At 71.1% G+C, this 16,586-nt stretch carries 14 protein-coding genes and 1 tRNA gene; 7 read left to right on the forward strand and 8 right to left on the reverse strand.

The annotated features are described in order from the left end of the window. Positions 1 to 37 precede the first annotated feature (37 nt). A complete protein-coding gene (locus HZS54_RS24075; RefSeq protein ID WP_179919612.1) occupies positions 38 to 1,219 on the forward strand; it encodes a redox-regulated ATPase YchF in 1,182 nt (393 codons plus the stop codon). Positions 1,220 to 1,255: 36 nt separating this feature from the next. Here the strand turns inward: HZS54_RS24075 and HZS54_RS24080 are convergent, their stop codons facing one another. From HZS54_RS24080 to HZS54_RS24090, 3 genes are all read right to left on the reverse strand, one after another. Beyond that, a complete protein-coding gene (locus tag HZS54_RS24080; protein WP_179919613.1) occupies positions 1,256 to 1,696 on the reverse strand; it encodes a DUF7124 domain-containing protein in 441 nt (146 codons plus the stop codon). A gap of 67 nt (positions 1,697 to 1,763) precedes the next feature. Then, positions 1,764 to 2,828: a guanosine monophosphate reductase gene (locus HZS54_RS24085; RefSeq protein ID WP_179919614.1), complete on the reverse strand. Its 1,065-nt coding sequence runs from the start codon at positions 2,826 to 2,828 to the stop codon at positions 1,764 to 1,766. Between the two features lie 106 nt (positions 2,829 to 2,934). Further along, entirely contained in the window at positions 2,935 to 3,789 is an 855-nt protein-coding gene (locus HZS54_RS24090; RefSeq protein ID WP_179919615.1) for a UbiA family prenyltransferase, read from the reverse strand. A 606-nt stretch (positions 3,790 to 4,395) separates the two neighbouring features. On the opposite strand from HZS54_RS24090, the gene HZS54_RS24095 reads away from it, so the two are divergent. Beyond that, the gene (locus HZS54_RS24095; protein ID WP_179919616.1) at positions 4,396 to 4,782 is read left to right on the forward strand and encodes a hypothetical protein; all 387 of its coding nucleotides are present in this window, start codon (positions 4,396 to 4,398) and stop codon (positions 4,780 to 4,782) included. Positions 4,783 to 4,828: 46 nt separating this feature from the next. On the opposite strand, the gene queC is transcribed toward HZS54_RS24095, so the two are convergent. The 4 genes from queC to HZS54_RS24115 form a co-directional block, all read right to left on the reverse strand. Continuing rightward, positions 4,829 to 5,542 carry a 7-cyano-7-deazaguanine synthase QueC gene (queC, locus tag HZS54_RS24100; RefSeq protein ID WP_179919617.1) on the reverse strand — a complete coding sequence of 238 codons (714 nt, stop codon included), beginning with the start codon at positions 5,540 to 5,542 and terminating at the stop codon, positions 4,829 to 4,831. Positions 5,543 to 5,576: 34 nt separating this feature from the next. Further along, positions 5,577 to 6,368, reverse strand: coding sequence for a 7-carboxy-7-deazaguanine synthase QueE (locus HZS54_RS24105; protein WP_179919618.1), 792 nt, complete (start codon positions 6,366 to 6,368; stop codon positions 5,577 to 5,579). Next, the gene (locus HZS54_RS24110; protein WP_179919619.1) at positions 6,368 to 6,817 is read right to left on the reverse strand and encodes a 6-pyruvoyl trahydropterin synthase family protein; all 450 of its coding nucleotides are present in this window, start codon (positions 6,815 to 6,817) and stop codon (positions 6,368 to 6,370) included. Before HZS54_RS24110 ends, HZS54_RS24105 begins: the two co-directional genes overlap by 1 nt. A 210-nt stretch (positions 6,818 to 7,027) precedes the next feature. Next, positions 7,028 to 7,399: a DoxX family protein gene (locus tag HZS54_RS24115; protein ID WP_179923117.1), complete on the reverse strand. Its 372-nt coding sequence runs from the start codon at positions 7,397 to 7,399 to the stop codon at positions 7,028 to 7,030. A 350-nt stretch (positions 7,400 to 7,749) separates the two neighbouring features. Here HZS54_RS24115 and HZS54_RS24120 point away from each other — a divergent pair, with 350 nt between their 5' ends. After that, positions 7,750 to 9,207, forward strand: a complete 1,458-nt coding sequence (locus HZS54_RS24120; protein ID WP_179919620.1) for an ATP-binding protein — start codon at positions 7,750 to 7,752, stop codon at positions 9,205 to 9,207. Between the two features lie 147 nt (positions 9,208 to 9,354). Here the strand turns inward: HZS54_RS24120 and HZS54_RS24125 are convergent. Beyond that, positions 9,355 to 9,428 (reverse strand) — tRNA-Phe (locus HZS54_RS24125). A gap of 391 nt (positions 9,429 to 9,819) precedes the next feature. On the opposite strand from HZS54_RS24125, the gene HZS54_RS24130 reads away from it, so the two are divergent. Genes HZS54_RS24130 through HZS54_RS24145 form a run of 4 tightly spaced genes read left to right on the forward strand, consistent with a single transcriptional unit; the run spans position 9,820 to position 16,577 of the window. Next, positions 9,820 to 12,684, forward strand: coding sequence for a transglutaminase TgpA family protein (locus HZS54_RS24130; protein ID WP_179919621.1), 2,865 nt, complete (start codon positions 9,820 to 9,822; stop codon positions 12,682 to 12,684). Beyond that, the gene (locus HZS54_RS24135) at positions 12,684 to 13,394 is read left to right on the forward strand and encodes a DUF7269 family protein (protein ID WP_179919622.1); all 711 of its coding nucleotides are present in this window, start codon (positions 12,684 to 12,686) and stop codon (positions 13,392 to 13,394) included. Before HZS54_RS24130 ends, HZS54_RS24135 begins: the two co-directional genes overlap by 1 nt. Continuing rightward, entirely contained in the window at positions 13,391 to 14,908 is a 1,518-nt protein-coding gene (locus HZS54_RS24140; protein ID WP_179919623.1) for a DUF58 domain-containing protein, read from the forward strand. The genes HZS54_RS24135 and HZS54_RS24140 overlap by 4 nt, the downstream gene beginning before the upstream one ends. After that, positions 14,901 to 16,577 (forward strand): DUF7519 family protein, encoded by a 1,677-nt coding sequence (locus tag HZS54_RS24145; RefSeq protein WP_179919624.1) that lies wholly within the window; start codon positions 14,901 to 14,903, stop codon positions 16,575 to 16,577. Before HZS54_RS24140 ends, HZS54_RS24145 begins: the two co-directional genes overlap by 8 nt. Positions 16,578 to 16,586 lie beyond the last annotated feature (9 nt).

Raw genomic sequence — 16,586 nt, forward strand, 5'->3', positions numbered from 1 at the left:
CGAAAGCGGCTTTTCCCGGCCGGCGGTACTCGATGACATGCTCTCTATCGCGCTTGCCGGCAAACCGAACGCCGGCAAGTCGACCTTCTACAAGGCGGCGACGATGGCCGACGTGGACGTGGGCAACTACCCGTTCACGACCATCGACGCCAACCGCGGCGTCACCCACGTCCGCACCGACTGCCCCTGTCTCGACCGCGAGGAGCGCTGCGGGCGGGAGAACTGCCACGACGGCAAGCGGTTCGTCCCCGTCGAGTTGCTCGACGTGGCCGGCCTCGTCCCCGGCGCCCACGAGGGCCGCGGCCTGGGTAACCAGTTCCTCGACGAACTCTCGAACGCCGACGCCATCCTCCACGTCGTCGACGCTTCCGGCGGGACCGACGAGGAGGGTGAACCCGTCGAGGTGGGCGAGCACGACCCCGTCGAGGACCTGCAGTTTATCGAGGAGGAGATGGACCTGTGGCTCGCCAGCATCGTCGACCGCAACTGGGAGGGCATCGAACGAGCCTCCCGCTCGCCCGACTTCGACATCGACGAGGAACTCGCGGATCTCCTGACCGGCGTCGGCGCGACCGAGCTGGACGTGGCCCGCACGCTACGGGATCTGGACTACCCCGACGACCCGATCCAGTGGACCGACGAGCATCGCGAGGAACTCGCCGCCGAGATCCGGGCGCGCACGAAACCCATCGTCGTCGTCGCGAACAAGGCCGACGTGGCACCCCCCGAGAACCTCCAGGCGCTCAAGGAGCGCAACGAGGCGACCATCCCCACCACCGCCGACGGCGAACTGGCCCTCCGGAAGGCCGCCGAGGCGGGCGTCGTCGACTACGACCCGGGGGATCGGGACTTCGAGATCGTCGGCGACGTGAGCGACCAGCAGGCGGAGGGTCTCGAACAGATCCGCGAGGTGATGGCCGAACACGGGGGGACCGGCGTCCAGCAGGCGCTCGACACGGCCGTATACGACGTATTAGACCAGATCACGGCGTACCCCGTCCAGGACGAGACGCACTGGACCGACGGCCAGGGCAACGCGCTGCCCGACGCGTTCCTGCTCGGAGAGGGCTCGACGCCGAAGGACCTGGCCTACGCCGTCCACTCGGACATCGGCGACGGCTACCTCCACGCCGTCGACGCCCGGAAAAACATGCGGATCAGTGACGAGGAGGAACTGGACGAGGGCGACGTGATCAAGATCGTCTCGACGGCGAACTGAGCGGGCGGCGGACCGGGCGCCGGACCCGACGGCCCGTCACCCGGAGAGACGGGCCCAGAGACGGGCGAACAGGCCCGGGTTCGACGAGTCCGACCCCTCACCGGAGTCGGCGAGCGACCAGCCGGCGGCGTCGGCCACTTCCGCGGGCGTGCGGTACTCCCACCCGGTCGCGTCGGCGATCCGGCGGTCTTCGGGCGTCGTGCCGACGAAGACGTGCCGCGGCGCGTCGCTGGACTCGCGGATACCCTCCATGATGAGCCAGATGTCCCGGTCGCCCAGTTCGTAGTCCTGTTCGATGTCGCGGTCGGCGAGGAAGGCGCGGACTGCGTCGGTGTCGTTGGCGACGACGCCGACGTAGCGGCTCCACTCGCGGGCGTCGGTGACCACCGCCCCAGGGTCGGCGAACGCGCGGATCGCAGACAGTTCGAACGCCAAGGTCATCTCGCCGGACCGTACGCCGTCCGCGGCGATGCTCATGGCCGGACCTTCGGCGGCCTCGGTGAAAACAACCGCGCCGGTCCGCTCGCCGACCCCGCCGGGAGCCTCAGTCGTCGACGACGATCGTCTCCCAGTCGTGGTCGCCGTGGGCGCCCTCCCGTTCCTTGGCGGCCTGCTCGACGCGGATGAACTCTGCCTTCTCGCGGGCCGCCTCGATCGTGTGGCCGCCGCAGTAGGAGAGGCCGGACTTGATGCCCGCGCAGAACTCCTCGGCCACGTCGGCCAGCGGGCCCTTGTACTCGGTGAACCCCTCGACGCCCTCGTCGGCGTCGACGTCGGCCCCGGCGTCGTCCTTGTCCGAACGCTCCTCGGCGGCGGCGGTCGTCGCCATACCGCGCGATTTCTTGTAGCGCTCGCCGTCGACCTCGACGATCTCCGGCGGCGTCTCCTCGGTGCCGGCGAAGAGGCTGCCCATCATCACCGTGTCGGCGCCGGCCATCAGCGCCTTGACCGCGTCGCCCGACGAGCGGATGCCGCCGTCGGCGACGATGGGGATCCCCAGCTCCCCGGCCGCGTCGGCGCAGTCGTCGACGGCCGTGAGCTGCGGGACGCCCGCGCCGGCGACCCGGCGGGTGGTGCAGTGAGAGCCGGGGCCGATCCCGACCTTCACGCAGTCGGCGCCGGCGTCGGCGAGATCGCGGACGCCCTCGGGCGTGGCTACGTTCCCGACGACCAGGTCGGTGTCGGGGAACTCCTCGCGGAGGCGCTCGACGGTGTCGAGACAGCGGTCGAGGTGACCGTGGGCCACGTCGACCATCACGCAGTCGGCGCCGGCGTCGACGACGGCGGCCGACCGGGCGACGGCGTCCTCGGCGATACCGACGGCGGCGCCGACCGGCTGGCCCGCGTCGACGACGCGTTCGACGGCCGCGGCCTGCTCGTCGACGGTCATGAACCGGTGGATCGTGCCGAACCCGCCGGCCCGACCGATCGCGACGGCGGCGTCGGGGCCCGTCACGGTGTCCATGGGGGCCGAGAGCAGCGGGTTGTCGAGTTCGATATCGGCAGTCAGGTGCGTCGAGAGATCGACGTCGCTCCGGCTGTCGACGGGCGACCGCTGGGGGACCAGCAGTACGTCGCCGTACGAGAGCCCGGTTCGGAGGTCGTTCATACCGCCACAATCGTAACGCGTCCGGCCCTAAAGCGGTGACGGTCCGCGGAGCGCGTATCCGGTGCCTACCGCGGCCGGGACGGGTCGGTCGCCGCTCGACGCCCGCTCAGGCCAGCGGGCGGAACCACACCGCGGCGACGAGGACGGCGAGGAAGAGATAGGAGCCGCGGATGAGCAGCATCGTCGCGAGCTCCGGCTCGGCGCGGCGGGCGACGAGCGCGACCGCACCGAAGACCAGCGCCGCGGCGCCGGCGCTGGGCGGGATGCCCCGCAGCCCGAGCGCGAGCGCGACGACGGCGACCATCCCCGTCGCCATCAGCGCGTAGGCCGCCCGGTAGGCGCCGCGTTCGCCCAGCACGACCGCGACCGTCCGCTTGTCGATCGACCGGTCGTAGTCGAAGTCCTGGGCGTCGTCGATCACCTTGATCCCCGAGAGAAAGCAGAGGAACACGCCCGCCAGCCCGACGGCCGCGGGGGTGAGCCGGCCGGCCTGGACATAGAAGCCGCCGAGGAGTCCGAGCGCGATCCCGGTCGGATAGCCCATCGTGGCACCGACGGTGTTGGTGTCCAACTGCGGGGCGTGGAAGTACCCCAGCGCCCACGTCGGCGCCGTCAGCGCGGCTGCGCCCGGCCCGGCGAGACTCCAGACGGCGGCGAGCGCGAGGGCGAACCCGGCGGTCGACCCGGCGAGCGCGCGCCGACAGGTCGCCGCCGAGAGCGGGTGGCTGTCGTCCTCGTCGCGGACGTGGAAGTCGACGTAGCCGTCCTTGACGTGGGCCGTGTAGACGGCGAAAAAGAGGGCGGCGACGTGGGCGGCCGCGGCCGCCGGGTCGACCGCGCCGGCGAAGACGCCGCCGAACAGCGACGCCGCCAGCGGCGGCAGCATGAACACCGGGTGAACCTGCGAGAGCAGCGCTCGAACGACCGGAACTCCCCCACTGGCGTGCGTGGCCTCCCCCATGGGACCCCGTTAGGCCGGGACCGACAACGTTCTTTCGCAGGATCAGATTCCGCACCCTCGGCGTCGCCAGCGATGGTGTTCAGTTGGGGTGAGCGTTGTTGCGGTTGCGGTGGGTGGTGCGGTTGCGGTGCGGTCGGCGCGTGCTGTCGAGCGTGCCCGCCTCGTGGCGGGCCGCTCGAAACAGTCGCGCGAGGGATGAGAGAGCCGCAGGCGAGCGAATCGGCTGGGGAGGTGTGAGGTCGTCTGCGGTTGCTGTGCGGTGCCGTGCGGTCCTGGTGGACTGAAAGGGCGAGGCGCGCTCGCGTCCGGTAGTCGCCTGAGCGGGCACTATCCGCGCGGGCGGTGCCGAGAGCGCGGATATCCCGCTCAGCGACCGCGAGCGCGTTGAGGGCTTTCATCGCTCACCGTTCCTGCGGTCGCGACTCCGGCTAGCGAGCGCGGCGAGGGCTTTCAACGCTTGCCGTCGAGTGCGGTCACTCTCGCACGACTTCGTTTCACGATACGATGAACAGAGACAACCGATACACTCGCACACGAATCGAACACGACACCGCTCGCGCGAGAAGTTAAAAGGCATGGCGCCGTATCACCGGGCGAGGCGACCACATGCCGGCGCGTGACCCCTCGTTCGCCATCCCCGGGCGACCGGAGCGCACCTACCCTCGTAGCGGCGGCGTCGAGTACGAGGGCGAGACGGTCTTCGTTCTCACCCCGGAGGCCGACCGCTCGGACGGCGACCTCGAAGCGCTCGTCACCGACGTACTCGACGCCGACACCTACCGCTCGGGCGACTTCATGGAGTTGCCCATGCCGCTGTATCTCGTCCGCGACGAGGCGACCGCCGACGTGTTCCGCGTCACCGTCCGCAACCGCGCCGTCCAGTTGCACGTCCTCCCGGAGACGGAGTCGGAGGGGCTGCGCCGCTTCTACGAACGACTCCGCGAGCAGTCCGACTGCGAGTGGTCGGTGGCGTGTCGGACGGACTTCGGCTGAGCCCGACGGCGTAGCGTCGTGCAACCCCGCCGCGGCCCCCGCTCCGTCACTCGTCGAGATAGTCGGGTCGCTCGGCGTAGTCGATGGGGTCTTCGACGCCGGCCCGCTGGAACGCCTGTAGCCGGAACGCGCAGGCGTCGCAGGTCCCGCACGCCGGCGCTTCCTCCCGGTAGCAGCTCCACGTGATCCCGTAGGGCACGTCGAGTTCGAGCCCGCGTTCGGCGATGTCGGTCTTCGACCACTCGACGAACGGCGCGACGAGTTCGATCGCCGTCTCCGGTTTCGTGCCGACGTCCATCACCCGCTGGAAGGCGTCGAAGAAGTCGGGGCGACAGTCCGGATAGCCCGAGAAGTCCTCGCTGTGGGCGCCGATGAACACCGCCGAACAGTCGTTGGCCTCCGCGTAGGAGGTCGCCATCGACAGCAGGTTCGCGTTCCGGAAGGGGACGTAGGAGGTCGGTATCTCCTCGCCGTCGAGGTCCGCGTCGGCCACGTCCATCTCGGCGTCGGTCAGGCTCGACGCGCCGATCGCCGCGAGGTGGCGCGTCTCGACGTGGCAGAAGTCGGCGGCGTCGACCGCCTCGGCGAGCGCCTCGGCGCACTCCCGTTCTTTCGTCTCGGTCTCCTGGCCGTAGGAGGTGTGGAAGAAATACGGCTCGTACCCCCGATCGATGGCCTCGTAGACCGCGGTCGCGCTGTCCATCCCGCCCGATACCAGGATCACGGCTCGGTCGTCGGTCGCTGGGTCGTCGTCAGTCATGTCTGAGTGCTCGTGGTGTCGTATCCGTCCGCGTTCAGGTCCCCGGCGCGTCGTTCCACAGGTCGACGTGCAGCCGCGGCGTGTACCGGTAGCCGTACTCCGTCGCGAGCTCGGCCACCGCCTCGCGCGTCTCGTCCAGTCGCTCACGGGTCTGGCCCTCGGGCATCAGCAGCACGTCCGAGTCCGCGACCGTCACGGTCGCCGCCTCGCGCACCCGCTCGACCAGGCGCTCGATCTCCGCCAGGTCGTCGCGCCCGGTGACGACGAACTTCAGCTGGGTCTCGTAGGCGTCGACGAGCGCCGCGAGCGCCTCGACGTCGACCCGCCGGTCCTCGTGGCGGTCGACCCACTCGCCGTCGCCCTTCGGGTCGCGCTCGGCGGTCGGCGTGCTGCTCGCCAGTTTCGGGCTGACGCTCGCCAGGTCTATCGGCGCGTCCCGGTAGACCGTCCCGTTCGTCTCGACGGTGGTGTGATACCCCGCGGCGTCGAGTCGCTCGAGCAGCGCGACTACCTCGTCGTGGATCATCGGCTCGCCCCCTGTCACCACGACGTGGTCGGCGCGGCCGTGGTCGGCCGCCGCGCGGTCCGCGACCGCGTCGACGATCTCGTCGATCCCCATCCAGGCGTGGGTCGGCTCCCACGACGTGTGATAGGAGTCGCAGAACCAGCACCGCAGGTTACAGCCGCTCGTCCGGACGAACACGCTCGGGACGCCCGCGAGCTTCCCCTCGCCCTGCAGCGAGTAGAACAGCTCGTTGACCGGCAGCCCCGCCTCGGCGTCGGCGGGCCGGTCGGCCGCCGCCTCGACCGCGTCGTTCACCGGCATCAGTACGTGGCCCGGAGTTCGCTCGTCTCGCTCACCTCGACGGCCACGTCGGAGACCGTCTCCGGGAGAGACTCGCGCATCTTCTCTTCGAGGACGACCGCCATCACCTCCGCCGTCGGCGGCCGCTCGAGCACGACTGTCGCGTCACCGTCGCCGCTCGCCTCGAACGCCTCGACCAGCGGGTCGCCCCGCTCCAGCAGGAACCTGTGGTCCCACTCGGAGATGACTGCGGTAATATCGCCTTTGTCGACGACCCACCCCTCCTCGCGGAGCCGTCCCGTCACCTCGACGCGGATCTCGTAGTTGTGTCCGTGCGGTCGCGAACACTTCCCGTCGTGGTGCCGGAGTCTGTGTCCCGCGCTGATCCGGATCGGCCGGTCGCCGCCGACCACGAGCGTCCGCTCCTCGCCCCCGGCCGCGTCCGATCCGCTTCGCCCCCGTCGAGTCATATCCCGATATTATCGAAGGAGTACTAAAATGTGCTCATCGAGCCGATCCCGGGTCGGCAGCGGCGGCCGGCCTCGGAGGGCGCCGACCCCGAGACCGCCGTGGCGTGGGACGACCCTCGGTCGACCGCGCTCGGCTTCCCCGCGGGTGAGTCCGCCGTCGCGCGCGGCTCGGGGAGCGTTCGAACGACCGGCGCGTCCTCGGTGGCTCGACTAGTTCGAATCCGGCGACTCGTCCGTGTACCACCACGCCCACGCGACGAGGACGGCCTGGAGCGGTAGCCGTGCCCACAGCGCCGCGTCGCGCGGGTCGCGTAGCTGCTCCGGAAGGTCCCCCGGCTCGAACTCGTCGCCTGTCGCCATGTAGACGTTCGCCGGGAACACCGCCACGAGCAGCGCGATCAGGCCCCACGCCGAGCGGCGGCGCGTCCGTTCGAACAGCACACCGACGCCGAGTGCGACCTCTGCGATTCCGGACAGGTAAACGAGTGTCCGCGGCCGCGGGAACTGCGGCGGCACGACCCGTTCGTACGTGTCCGGAGCGACGAAGTGGAGCACTCCCGCGAGAACGTACGCGAGGCCCATGACGTACCGGAGCGGCCGTTTCGAACCGGTGAGGAGACTGGAGCGCACGGGTACACCGTTCGGGAGTGACGACCGAAAGGGTTGCTCCTATCGGTCGGATTCGGAGAAATGCCGTCTTCCGGCGAGCAAGCAGTCGGTGATGAATTGGCTGTGGAAGAGCCACAGCATATCGGCGGCCGAAATCGTTCGAGCACTGAGCCATAACTCCCTTCTGGGAGATCTGGTTCTCCATTCTCGTGGATCCCATTCCCCAACTTTAGGCCCATTCTGCAAACTACGGAACACAGTATCTCCAGAATGTTGTTAACTACGGTCAACAACATTATGTCCCAGCCGCTTCACGTAGGGACATGGACGAAGCGACTCTACTCGCGCTGCTGAACCGGATGAATCTCTGGTGGGGGGGCGAAGGGGTCCAGAAGTCGTTAAAGAAAGCAGACCACCGGCGACGGGACTTCTACAAGATCAGAGAGCGGTTGATGACCTCTTCGCGGCCGATATTGACGATTCGTGGTCCTCGGCAGGTAGGAAAAACGACGCTCTGCGGTCAACTGATCGAGTCGCTACTCACGGAAGAGCGGATTCCCAGTGATCGAATCCTGTACCTCACGATAGAAAACAGCGCGGTCCTCTCGAATCCAGAAGGGGTGATCGAAGAGGCTATCGAGACGTTCAAGACGAATATCCTTCAACGGGACTTCCGAGATGTCGATGGGACGGTCTACGTTTTCATCGACGAAGTGCAGAAGGCGCCAAACTGGGCAGATACGCTGAAGTACTACACTGATACGTACTCGAATCTCCAGTTTGTCGCCACTGGGTCGATTAGCACCCTGATCAAGAGCGATGCGGGTGATACGCTCATCGGTCGGATGGACGAGCAAATTATGATGCCGATGAAGTTCATCGAATACGTCCGATACGAATCGGTTCTCGATCAGGAGACGGCGTACGACGAGTCCACCGAATTACGCTCTAAATTTGAAGAAAGCGTAAAGGAAGGCGACTCGACAGCACTCCGCGGCGCGCTCTCACGATTCTTCGGCGTCCACGAGAGTGAGAAGCCACAGCTGCAGCGACTAAAAGACGAGTACCTGCTCAAAGGGGGATATCCCGGCGTTCTCACCGAGACAGTTCCCGATTCGTACAACCTTCTGGACACCGACTTGCGAAACACAGTCACTGGCGATCTGGCGAACGTATTCCAGGTCGAAAAACCGGAGAAGGTGCTTCGGGTCCTCTCTCTGCTGGCCGCCTCGACGGGAGCGAAAGTGAGCAAGTCGAGTATTGCCGAGGCGGCAGATGTTAGCCGGCAGACGGTCGATGCGTATCTGGACCACTTGGACGAGTTCTACCTGATCAATCGCTGTCCGAAGTACAGCGGTTCGGAGTACTCTTCCGGCGGCTTGCCGAAAATATACCTACAGGACGTTGGGATCTACAATGCGATAAACGGGACCCTGGCTGAATCGACGTTAGAGAACCCAGACGCACTGGGGCCGATCTTCGAGACAGCGGTCTGTGACCACACTCGACGGCTACAGTTCTACCTCTCGAATGCGCAGAACGCGGGTATCTCCTACTACGATTCTGGCGGCGAAGTTGACTTCGTGCTCGACGGCAACGAGTATCTCGTTCCGATCGAAGTGAAGAACGGCGACTCTACATCGCGGTCGTTGCGTGGACTGAAGCGATTCTTAGAGGAACGCAACGCCGAATTCGGTATCTGTGTCAACAATTCAGATGTGCTTGATCATGAAGATGGAATCGTCCACGTCCCTGCCTGGATATACCTCTTCCTCTGCTAACTGTTCCTGTCGGATTCTTCAGTAAATACGATTCGGAACGCAACACGCTGGCGGGGTGAGCCCAGTGGTCGGTCGAAATCGCACGACGGATTTCGGAATCACGGGACTGCGAAGGTGCTGTCGAATATCAATCGACCGGTAAAGGAGTGCCGCCTCCCGGATTTGAACCGGGGACAGCTCGATCTTCAGTCGAGTGCTCTCCCAGTCTGAGCTAAGGCGGCTCGCCGTCGGGCGTATCTCCGAGTGCGGGGAGGGGAGAAAAAAGGATTTCGAAAGCCGGACCGACAGTTCGACTCATTGACGCGTCGCGTTCAGGGCAGGAACAGGTCGGCGGAGTCGAACTCGGCGCCGCAGTCGTCGCAGACGTAGGTGGTCCCGTCGGCCGTGCTGACGTGCCCGCTACACTTCGGGCAGGTGGAGCCGTCGATCATAGCCGCCCCTCTCTCGGCGGGACACATAGCCCTTGTGCGTCTCCGGGGGTGTGACGCGAAACCGGCGCGAGCGCCCGAAGCGAACGCGTGACCACGAAGTATTTGTTTCTGGCAGCCCACCTCACGACGAATGCATCGCCCGGAGTGGACCGTGTCGCATCCTCCCCGCCGGGACTGACCGATGAGCGACGCCGACGAGCGCTTCGAGTTCGGCGAGGGGGGGCCGACCCGCGAGTACGGGGTCGCGGCGCTCGCGGTCGCCTGCGTCGTCGCGGCGATCCTGGCGACGGCGCTGATCCCGGCGGCCGCGTCGGTCGGGCTCGGCGACGCGCCGGCCGAGTCGCTGATCCCGCTGCCCGCCGGCGCCGAGAACCGGTCGGGCGAGGACGGCGCCGGGCCACCGGGGGCCGGCGGGAGCGGGTTCGGCGCGCTGAACGTCGGCAACAGCACGTCCGTGGGCGGACCGATCGGGGAGAACGGTGCGAGTCCGTTCCGCTCGCAGGACACGGAGGTCCACTTCCGGGTGCGGAGTCAGGAGTCGAACTACTGGCGCACGGGGGCGTACGACACGTACACGGGGAGCGGGTGGTCGCGCTCGGGACCGAGCGACGCGACGGCACCGGCTCGGGGTGAGGAGACGCGCTACCGCGTTGAACTCGTCCAGGCGGCGAGCGCCGCGCCGACGGTGTGGCGGCCGACGAACCTCGAACAGGCTTCGGGCGTCTCGCTGACCGAGGGCGGGCTGGCCCGCGCGGACGACCGGCTGTCGTCGGGCGCCAGCTACGTCGGGGTGAGCCGGACGCCACCGCGGGACCCGGCGGTCCTCCGGGCGAGCGGGCGGGACTACCCCGACGAGATCGAGGGGCGCTACACGCGGCTCCCGCCGAGCGCGGCGGTGTCGCTGCGGCCGTTCACGAACAACGTCACGGAGGGCGCCGAGAGCCCCTACGAGACGGCGACGCGGATCGAGCGGTGGCTGGAGACCAACAAGGAGTACTCGCTGAACGTCTCGCGGCCGTCGGGCGACAACGTCGCGCGGGAGTTCGTCACGCGGATGGACGCGGGCTACTGCGAGCACTTCGCGACGGCGATGGTGACGATGCTGCGCAGCCAGGAGATCCCGGCCCGCTACGTCGTCGGCTACTCGACGGGTCGGCAGGTCGGCGCGAACACGTTCCAGGTGCGGGCGATGAACGCCCACGCGTGGGTCGAGGTGTACTTCGCCGACGTGGGCTGGGTCCGGTTCGACCCCACGCCGGGCGCCGAGCGCCTGCGGGCCGAGCAGTCGGCCTACGAGGACAGCGACGCGCCGGGGCAGTACGCTCCACAGGAGGAGGGCAGTCCGGGCGAGACGTTCTCGGCCGACTCCGGCGAGAACGGGACGGGACCGGGGACGGGAACGGCCACCGACCCGGGGACCCAGGAGGGACCGGTGGCGACGCCGCCGCCGTCGACACCGGTGACGCCCAGCGGTCCGGTCGAGACGCCGGGAAGCGAGCCGGACGAGCCGACGAGCGGGTACGACGTGTCGCTCAACCGGACGGCCGCGCCCGGGGCAGTCGTCGAGGTGACGGTCGAAGCGGGCGCCCAGCCGGTGGCGGGCGCGACGGTCGCGTTCGACGGCGAGCCGATCGGCCAGACCGGGCGGGACGGGACTGTTACCGGCCGCGTCCCGTTCGTCGAGAACCTGACCGTGACGGTTTCGGGCGGGACGACGACCGGGTCGGACGTGGCGGCCGGCGGGTCGCTGGGACGGGACGCGCCGCAGTCGCTCCCCTCGGCCTCCGGCGGGTGGCTGGCCGACCGGCGGCGAGCCGACGCGTCGAACCGGCCGTCGGATCTCGCGTCGGGTCGGCAAGCGGGCAACACCTCGCGGTCGTTCGAGGTCGCGACGAACGCGACGCTGTCGGTCTCCGGGGACGTTCGGACGGGGGCGACCGTGCTCGTCACGGCGACGGTCGACGGGGTTGCGGTCCCGAACGCGACCGTGACGGTCGACGGCGAGCCGGTCGCGCGGACGAACGGCGACGGCCGAGCGGACGTGGCGCTCCCCGAGTCGCCGGGGAACGCCACCCTGCGGGTCGTCCGCGACCCGGTCGCCGGGGAGCGGACGCTCGAACTCGCGGGGTTGACCGTCGGGACCGACCCGCTCTGGCCGCTCCCGTTCGCTGGCACGCCCGTCGAGGTGACGGCGCGGCTCGGGAACGAGTCGGTCGCCGGGGCGCCGGTCCGCGTCGACGGCGAGCTCGTCGGGACGACCGGCGTCGACGGGACGCTGGCGGCCTCGCTCCCGTTCGCGTCGTCGGCGTCGGTCGCCGTCGCCGCGAGCGGACAGACCGCGCGGACGACGGTCGCGAACCCGCTGGGCAACGTCGTGGGGGTCGCGCTCGCGGCGGTCGCGCTGGTCGCGGTCGCGGCGGTCGGGCTCGCACGCCGGTCGTTCGACCCGCGAGCGGTCCCGCGGCGGGTCGCGGCCGGGGTCCGGAGGCTCGCTCGCTGGACCGTTCGCGGGTTCGTCGGCGGCGCGGTCGCCGCGGCGGCGCGCCTCCGGGCGACGCTCGCCCATCTCCGCGGTCTGATCGCGGGCAGGCGCTCGCCGGCCGAACTGCTGGCGGCGCTGGGCGCGTGGCTCGACGACCTGTCGCGGCGGCTCCGCCCCGGCGCGTCCCCGGGCGGAGTGGCCGGACGGAGCGGCGATTCGACGGCCGGACGCGACGGGGACGACGGCGACGCCGCTCACCTGACGATCCGGGAGGCGTGGGGTCGGTTCCTCGACAGCGTCTCGGTCCGGCGGCCGGGGACGAAGACGCCGGGGCAACTGGCCGACCACGCGGTGACGGCCGACGGCCTCCCGGCCGAGGCGGTCGCGACGCTGCGCGACGAGTTCCGCGCCGTCGAGTACGGCCCCCGCTCGCCCGACGAGTCCGTCCCGGCCGTCGAGGCCGCCATCGAGCGTATCGAATCGGCACTCGACGCCGCCGAGGACACCGGTGGCGACGCGACCCGCGGTGACGAGGCCGGCGACGAAGGGACGGGTGGGAACTGATGGGAGGGACGCTCCGGGCGGCGCTGGGCGGGCTCGGCGTCCTCGCGACGCTGCTGGGCGCGCTGGCGGTCGCGGCGCCGGCGGCGGTCGCCGAGACCGCACCGCTCTCGACGCTGGTGAGCGCGGCCGCGAGCGTCGGGCCGCGGGACCTGTTCGTCGCCGGGAGCGCCGCGCTCGGCCTCTCGCTGCTCCGGGCGGCCGTCACCTCCCGGGGGTCGCGACTGGTCTCCGGATCGGCGGCGGGGAGCCGGCGGTTCGCGGCCGTCGTCGCCGACGAACCGGAGACCGCGACCGCGCCCGACGGGACGCTGGCGGCCGAGGCGCTCGACGAGACGGTCGACCGGGCGGTCGGCGGCGACGAGCGGGCCGGCGAGGAGGTCGGCGAACGACTCCGCCGCCTCGCCGTCGCGCGGCTCGCTCGCGAGGGGTGGGACCGCGAGTCCGCGGACCGCGCCGTCGCGACCGGGACGTGGACCGACGACCGCACCGCGGCGGCCTTCCTCTCGGGGGACGACGGCCCCGTCGCGACGCTCCGGTCGCGGCTCCGGCTGTGGCTCGACCCCGAGCGCGAGCGCGAGCGCCGGATCCGGCGGACGGTCGCCGCGCTGGACGCGGTCGCCGAGTCGGCGGCGAACGCCGACGCCGGAGCGGCCGCGGACGCCGGACCCGAAGGCACGGAACGCGAGCCGGCCGGGGGTGCCGAGCCGTGAGCCACGAGCGGGTCTACCGCTGGCGGGTCGGCGCGGTCGCGGCGGGGGCGCTCGTCGCGCTCGGGCTGCTGTACGCGTCGCCGCTGCTGCTGGCCGCGACGGCGATCCCGCTGGGGTACGTCGCCTACGGCGCGGTCTCGTCGGTGCCGGCGGACGCCGCGGTCGCGGTCGAGCGGTCGTTCGACGAGGCGACGCCGCCGCCGGGCGAGACGGTGACGGTCCGGCTCACCGTCGAGAACGTCTCCGAGGCGACCCTGCCTGACCTGCGGGTCGTCGACGGCGTTCCGGACGATCTGGCGGTCGTCGACGGCTCGCCGCGGGGCTCCGTCGTTCTCCGGCCGGGCGAGTCCGCGACGGTCGCCTACGACGTGGTGGCCAAGCGGGGTGACTTCGCGTTCGCCGACCCGGTCGTGCGCCTGCGGTCGCTGAGCGCGGGGCGCCTCGTCACCGAGACCGTGCCGGCGGCGGGCGAGCGCGAGCTGTCCTCGCTCGACCCGGTGTCGGCGGCGCCGGTCGGGTCGGCGACGCCGGTCAGCGCGGGGACGCACCCGACCGACAGCGGCGGCGAGGGCCTGGAGTTCCACTCGACGCGGGAGTACCGGCCGGGCGACTCGATCGGCCGCATCGACTGGCGCCGGTTCGCGAAGACCAAGGAGCTGTCGACGGTCTCCTACCGCGAGGAGCGGGCGGTCCGGGTCGTCGTCGCCGTCGACGCGCGGCCGGTCGGACGCGTCCGCCCCCACGCCGGTGCGCCCACGGCCGCCTCGCTGGGCGGCTACGCGGCCGAGCGGATCTACGAGACGCTGGTCGACGGCGACGTGACGACGAGCGTCGCCGCGTTCGGGGTCGACGGGACCGCCCCGTCGGTGCCGACCGGGGCGGGACCGATCCCCTGGGTTGACGGCGAGCGCGACGACGCGACCGCGGTCGCCCGGCGGCTGTTCGACGCCGTCCAGCGCGTCGCCGACGACCCCGACGCCGGCGTCGAAGGGTCGGCTCCCCCTCCGACGGACCGCGATCCCGTCGCCTCGGCCACCGCCGACGGGACGCGGGCCGCCGGGGAGGGGAGCGTGACGGCGACCGGCGGAGCGGTCGGCGACGACGGAACGGCGGGCGACGGAGCGGGGAGCGACGACGGGGCGGCCGACGACCGGCAGCGACCGGCGGACCGGCCCGAACAGGCGACGCCCGACGGCGGCGCGGACGCCGTCGAGATGCTGCTCTCGCAGTTCCCGGCGACGGCGCAGGTCGTCCTCGTGACGCCGCTGGTCGACGACTGGCCGGTCTCGTTCGTCCGCCGGCTCCGCCGCCGCGGGTACCCGGTGGTGGTCCTCAGTCCGGGCGCCACGAGCGAGGCGTCGCTGGGCGGGCGCGTCGCCGGCCACGAGCGCGACGTTCGGCTGGCGGACCTGTCCGCGACCGGCGCGACCGCCGTCGACTGGGACCGCGAGGACCCCGTCGAGGGCGCGCTGGCGGCCGCACTGTCGCGGCTGCCGGGAGGGTCCCGTGGCTGACGAACCGGGTCGCGACGCGGCGGCCGACGACGCGACCGCGGCGTCGCCGGACGCGCCCACCGGAACCGGGGAGCGGAGCGGTGCGCCGACGAGGGCCAGCGCCGCGGTCGTCCTCGTCGTCTCGCTGGCGGCGGCCGTCGCGTTGATCGGGGCCGCCGGGCCGACGTTCTCCGTCGTCGTCGCGGTGGCCCACGGGGCGGTCTTCGCGGCGAGTCTGTGGCTGGTCGACCGCGAGCGGTGGCGCGGCGCGGCGACGGCGGCCGCGGGCGTGCTCGCCCTCGGCGTCGGGGCGAGCTTCGCCGTCGCCGTCGGCTACGCGTTCCTCGACCTGCTCGCCGCGGCGTACCCGGTTCAGGCGGTCTCACAGATCCGCCCTCGCGGACTCCGGATCGTCAGCGCGACCGCCGTCGTCCTCGGCGGGACGCTCGCGCTGGTCGGCGGGTTCGCGACGGTCTCGGGGCGGCTCCGCTCGGAGACCGTCTGGGCGTACGCGAAACTCGCCGTCAAGACGTTCGTCGTCCCGCTGGTTGCCGCCGCGCTCATGCTCCTGACCGCGCTGCTCGCGCGCTTCGGCGGCCCGAGCGAGGCGCCGGTGGTCGCACCGCTGGTCGAACGCGTCGGCGGGGCCGTCGGCGCCGTCGTCGCGCCGGTCCCCGGTCGGACGCACCTGCTGGCGTTCGCGCTCCTCGTCGCGGCGGCGTCGCTGACGGTCGCCCGCGGGGTCGACGCCCTCCCTGTCGCCGAACTGTCGACGCCGCGGACCGACGACCGCGTCGAGGCGGCGGCCGACGCGGTCGTCCGCGGTGCCCGACGGGTGCTCGTCGTCACCGCGTTCGCCCTTCCGGTGACGCTGGTCGAGTTCGTCCTCCCGCCGTCCGACCTCCGCTCGCTGGTCACGCCGGGGGTCTACGGCGTCCTCGCGGCCGTGACCGCGAGCCACGCGCTCCGCGCGCTCCTGCTCGCGACCGCGCTCGTCGCCGGCGGGACCGTCGCGGCGGTCTGGCTGCTCGGGCGGTTGGCCCGGGGGCGAGCGGCGGACGCGGCCGTCACGGTCACGCCGTTCCTCGGCGGCGGCGCGGTCGTCGCGCTCGCCGTCGCGCTCCACGGGGTCGTCCTCGCGCCGACGCTGTCGTTCGTCGCCGACGCACTCCCCGGAGGGTTCGAGACGAGCTTCACACGCCAGACCGGCGCGGTCGTCGATTTCTACGGCTCGCTCCCGGTCGTCACGACGCTCGCGGCCGTCCTCGTCGGCATGACCGCCGCGCTCTCGCTCGCGCTCGCGCTGGTCGCGAGCACCGGCGCGCTCCCCGAGTCGGCGCCGGGTCCGGCGCTCGCCGCCGCCGGGATCTTCGTCGCCGCCGCGTTCGCCACCGGCGCGGGCGTCGGCGCGCCGCTCGTCCTCGGGGGCGTCGTCGCCAGTTTCGTCGTCTGGGACGCCGGCGAGTACGGGGCCACGCTCGGTCGCGAGGTCGGAACCGCCGCCGACACGCTCGCCCCCGAGTCGGTCCACGTCGGCGCCACGCTCGCCGTCGGCGTCGGCGGCGCCGCCCTCGCCGCGGCCGTCCACCGCGTCGCCGCGAACGCGACGATCGCCGACGTGACGACCGTCCCGTTCGCCCTCGCCGTCGTCGTCGCGGGCCTCCTGCTGCTCGTCGCCGCGCTGCGATAGCTCGGAGAA

It is taken from the genome of Halosimplex pelagicum (assembly GCF_013415905.1).
Classification (GTDB): domain Archaea; phylum Halobacteriota; class Halobacteria; order Halobacteriales; family Haloarculaceae; genus Halosimplex; species Halosimplex pelagicum.

Excerpts from the sequence above, each read along its gene's own strand:
- HZS54_RS24075 (WP_179919612.1), top strand. The coding sequence starts at position 38 with ATGCTCTCTATCGCGCTTGCCGGCAAACCGAACGCCGGCAAGTCGACC.
- HZS54_RS24080 (WP_179919613.1), bottom strand. The coding sequence starts at position 1,696 with ATGAGCATCGCCGCGGACGGCGTACGGTCCGGCGAGATGACCTTGGCG.
- HZS54_RS24085 (WP_179919614.1), bottom strand. The coding sequence starts at position 2,828 with ATGAACGACCTCCGAACCGGGCTCTCGTACGGCGACGTACTGCTGGTC.
- HZS54_RS24090 (WP_179919615.1), bottom strand. The coding sequence starts at position 3,789 with ATGGGGGAGGCCACGCACGCCAGTGGGGGAGTTCCGGTCGTTCGAGCG.
- HZS54_RS24095 (WP_179919616.1), top strand. The coding sequence starts at position 4,396 with ATGCCGGCGCGTGACCCCTCGTTCGCCATCCCCGGGCGACCGGAGCGC.
- queC (WP_179919617.1), bottom strand. The coding sequence starts at position 5,542 with ATGACTGACGACGACCCAGCGACCGACGACCGAGCCGTGATCCTGGTA.
- HZS54_RS24105 (WP_179919618.1), bottom strand. The coding sequence starts at position 6,368 with ATGCCGGTGAACGACGCGGTCGAGGCGGCGGCCGACCGGCCCGCCGAC.
- HZS54_RS24110 (WP_179919619.1), bottom strand. The coding sequence starts at position 6,817 with ATGACTCGACGGGGGCGAAGCGGATCGGACGCGGCCGGGGGCGAGGAG.
- HZS54_RS24115 (WP_179923117.1), bottom strand. The coding sequence starts at position 7,399 with ATGGGCCTCGCGTACGTTCTCGCGGGAGTGCTCCACTTCGTCGCTCCG.
- HZS54_RS24120 (WP_179919620.1), top strand. The coding sequence starts at position 7,750 with ATGGACGAAGCGACTCTACTCGCGCTGCTGAACCGGATGAATCTCTGG.
- HZS54_RS24130 (WP_179919621.1), top strand. The coding sequence starts at position 9,820 with ATGAGCGACGCCGACGAGCGCTTCGAGTTCGGCGAGGGGGGGCCGACC.
- HZS54_RS24135 (WP_179919622.1), top strand. The coding sequence starts at position 12,684 with ATGGGAGGGACGCTCCGGGCGGCGCTGGGCGGGCTCGGCGTCCTCGCG.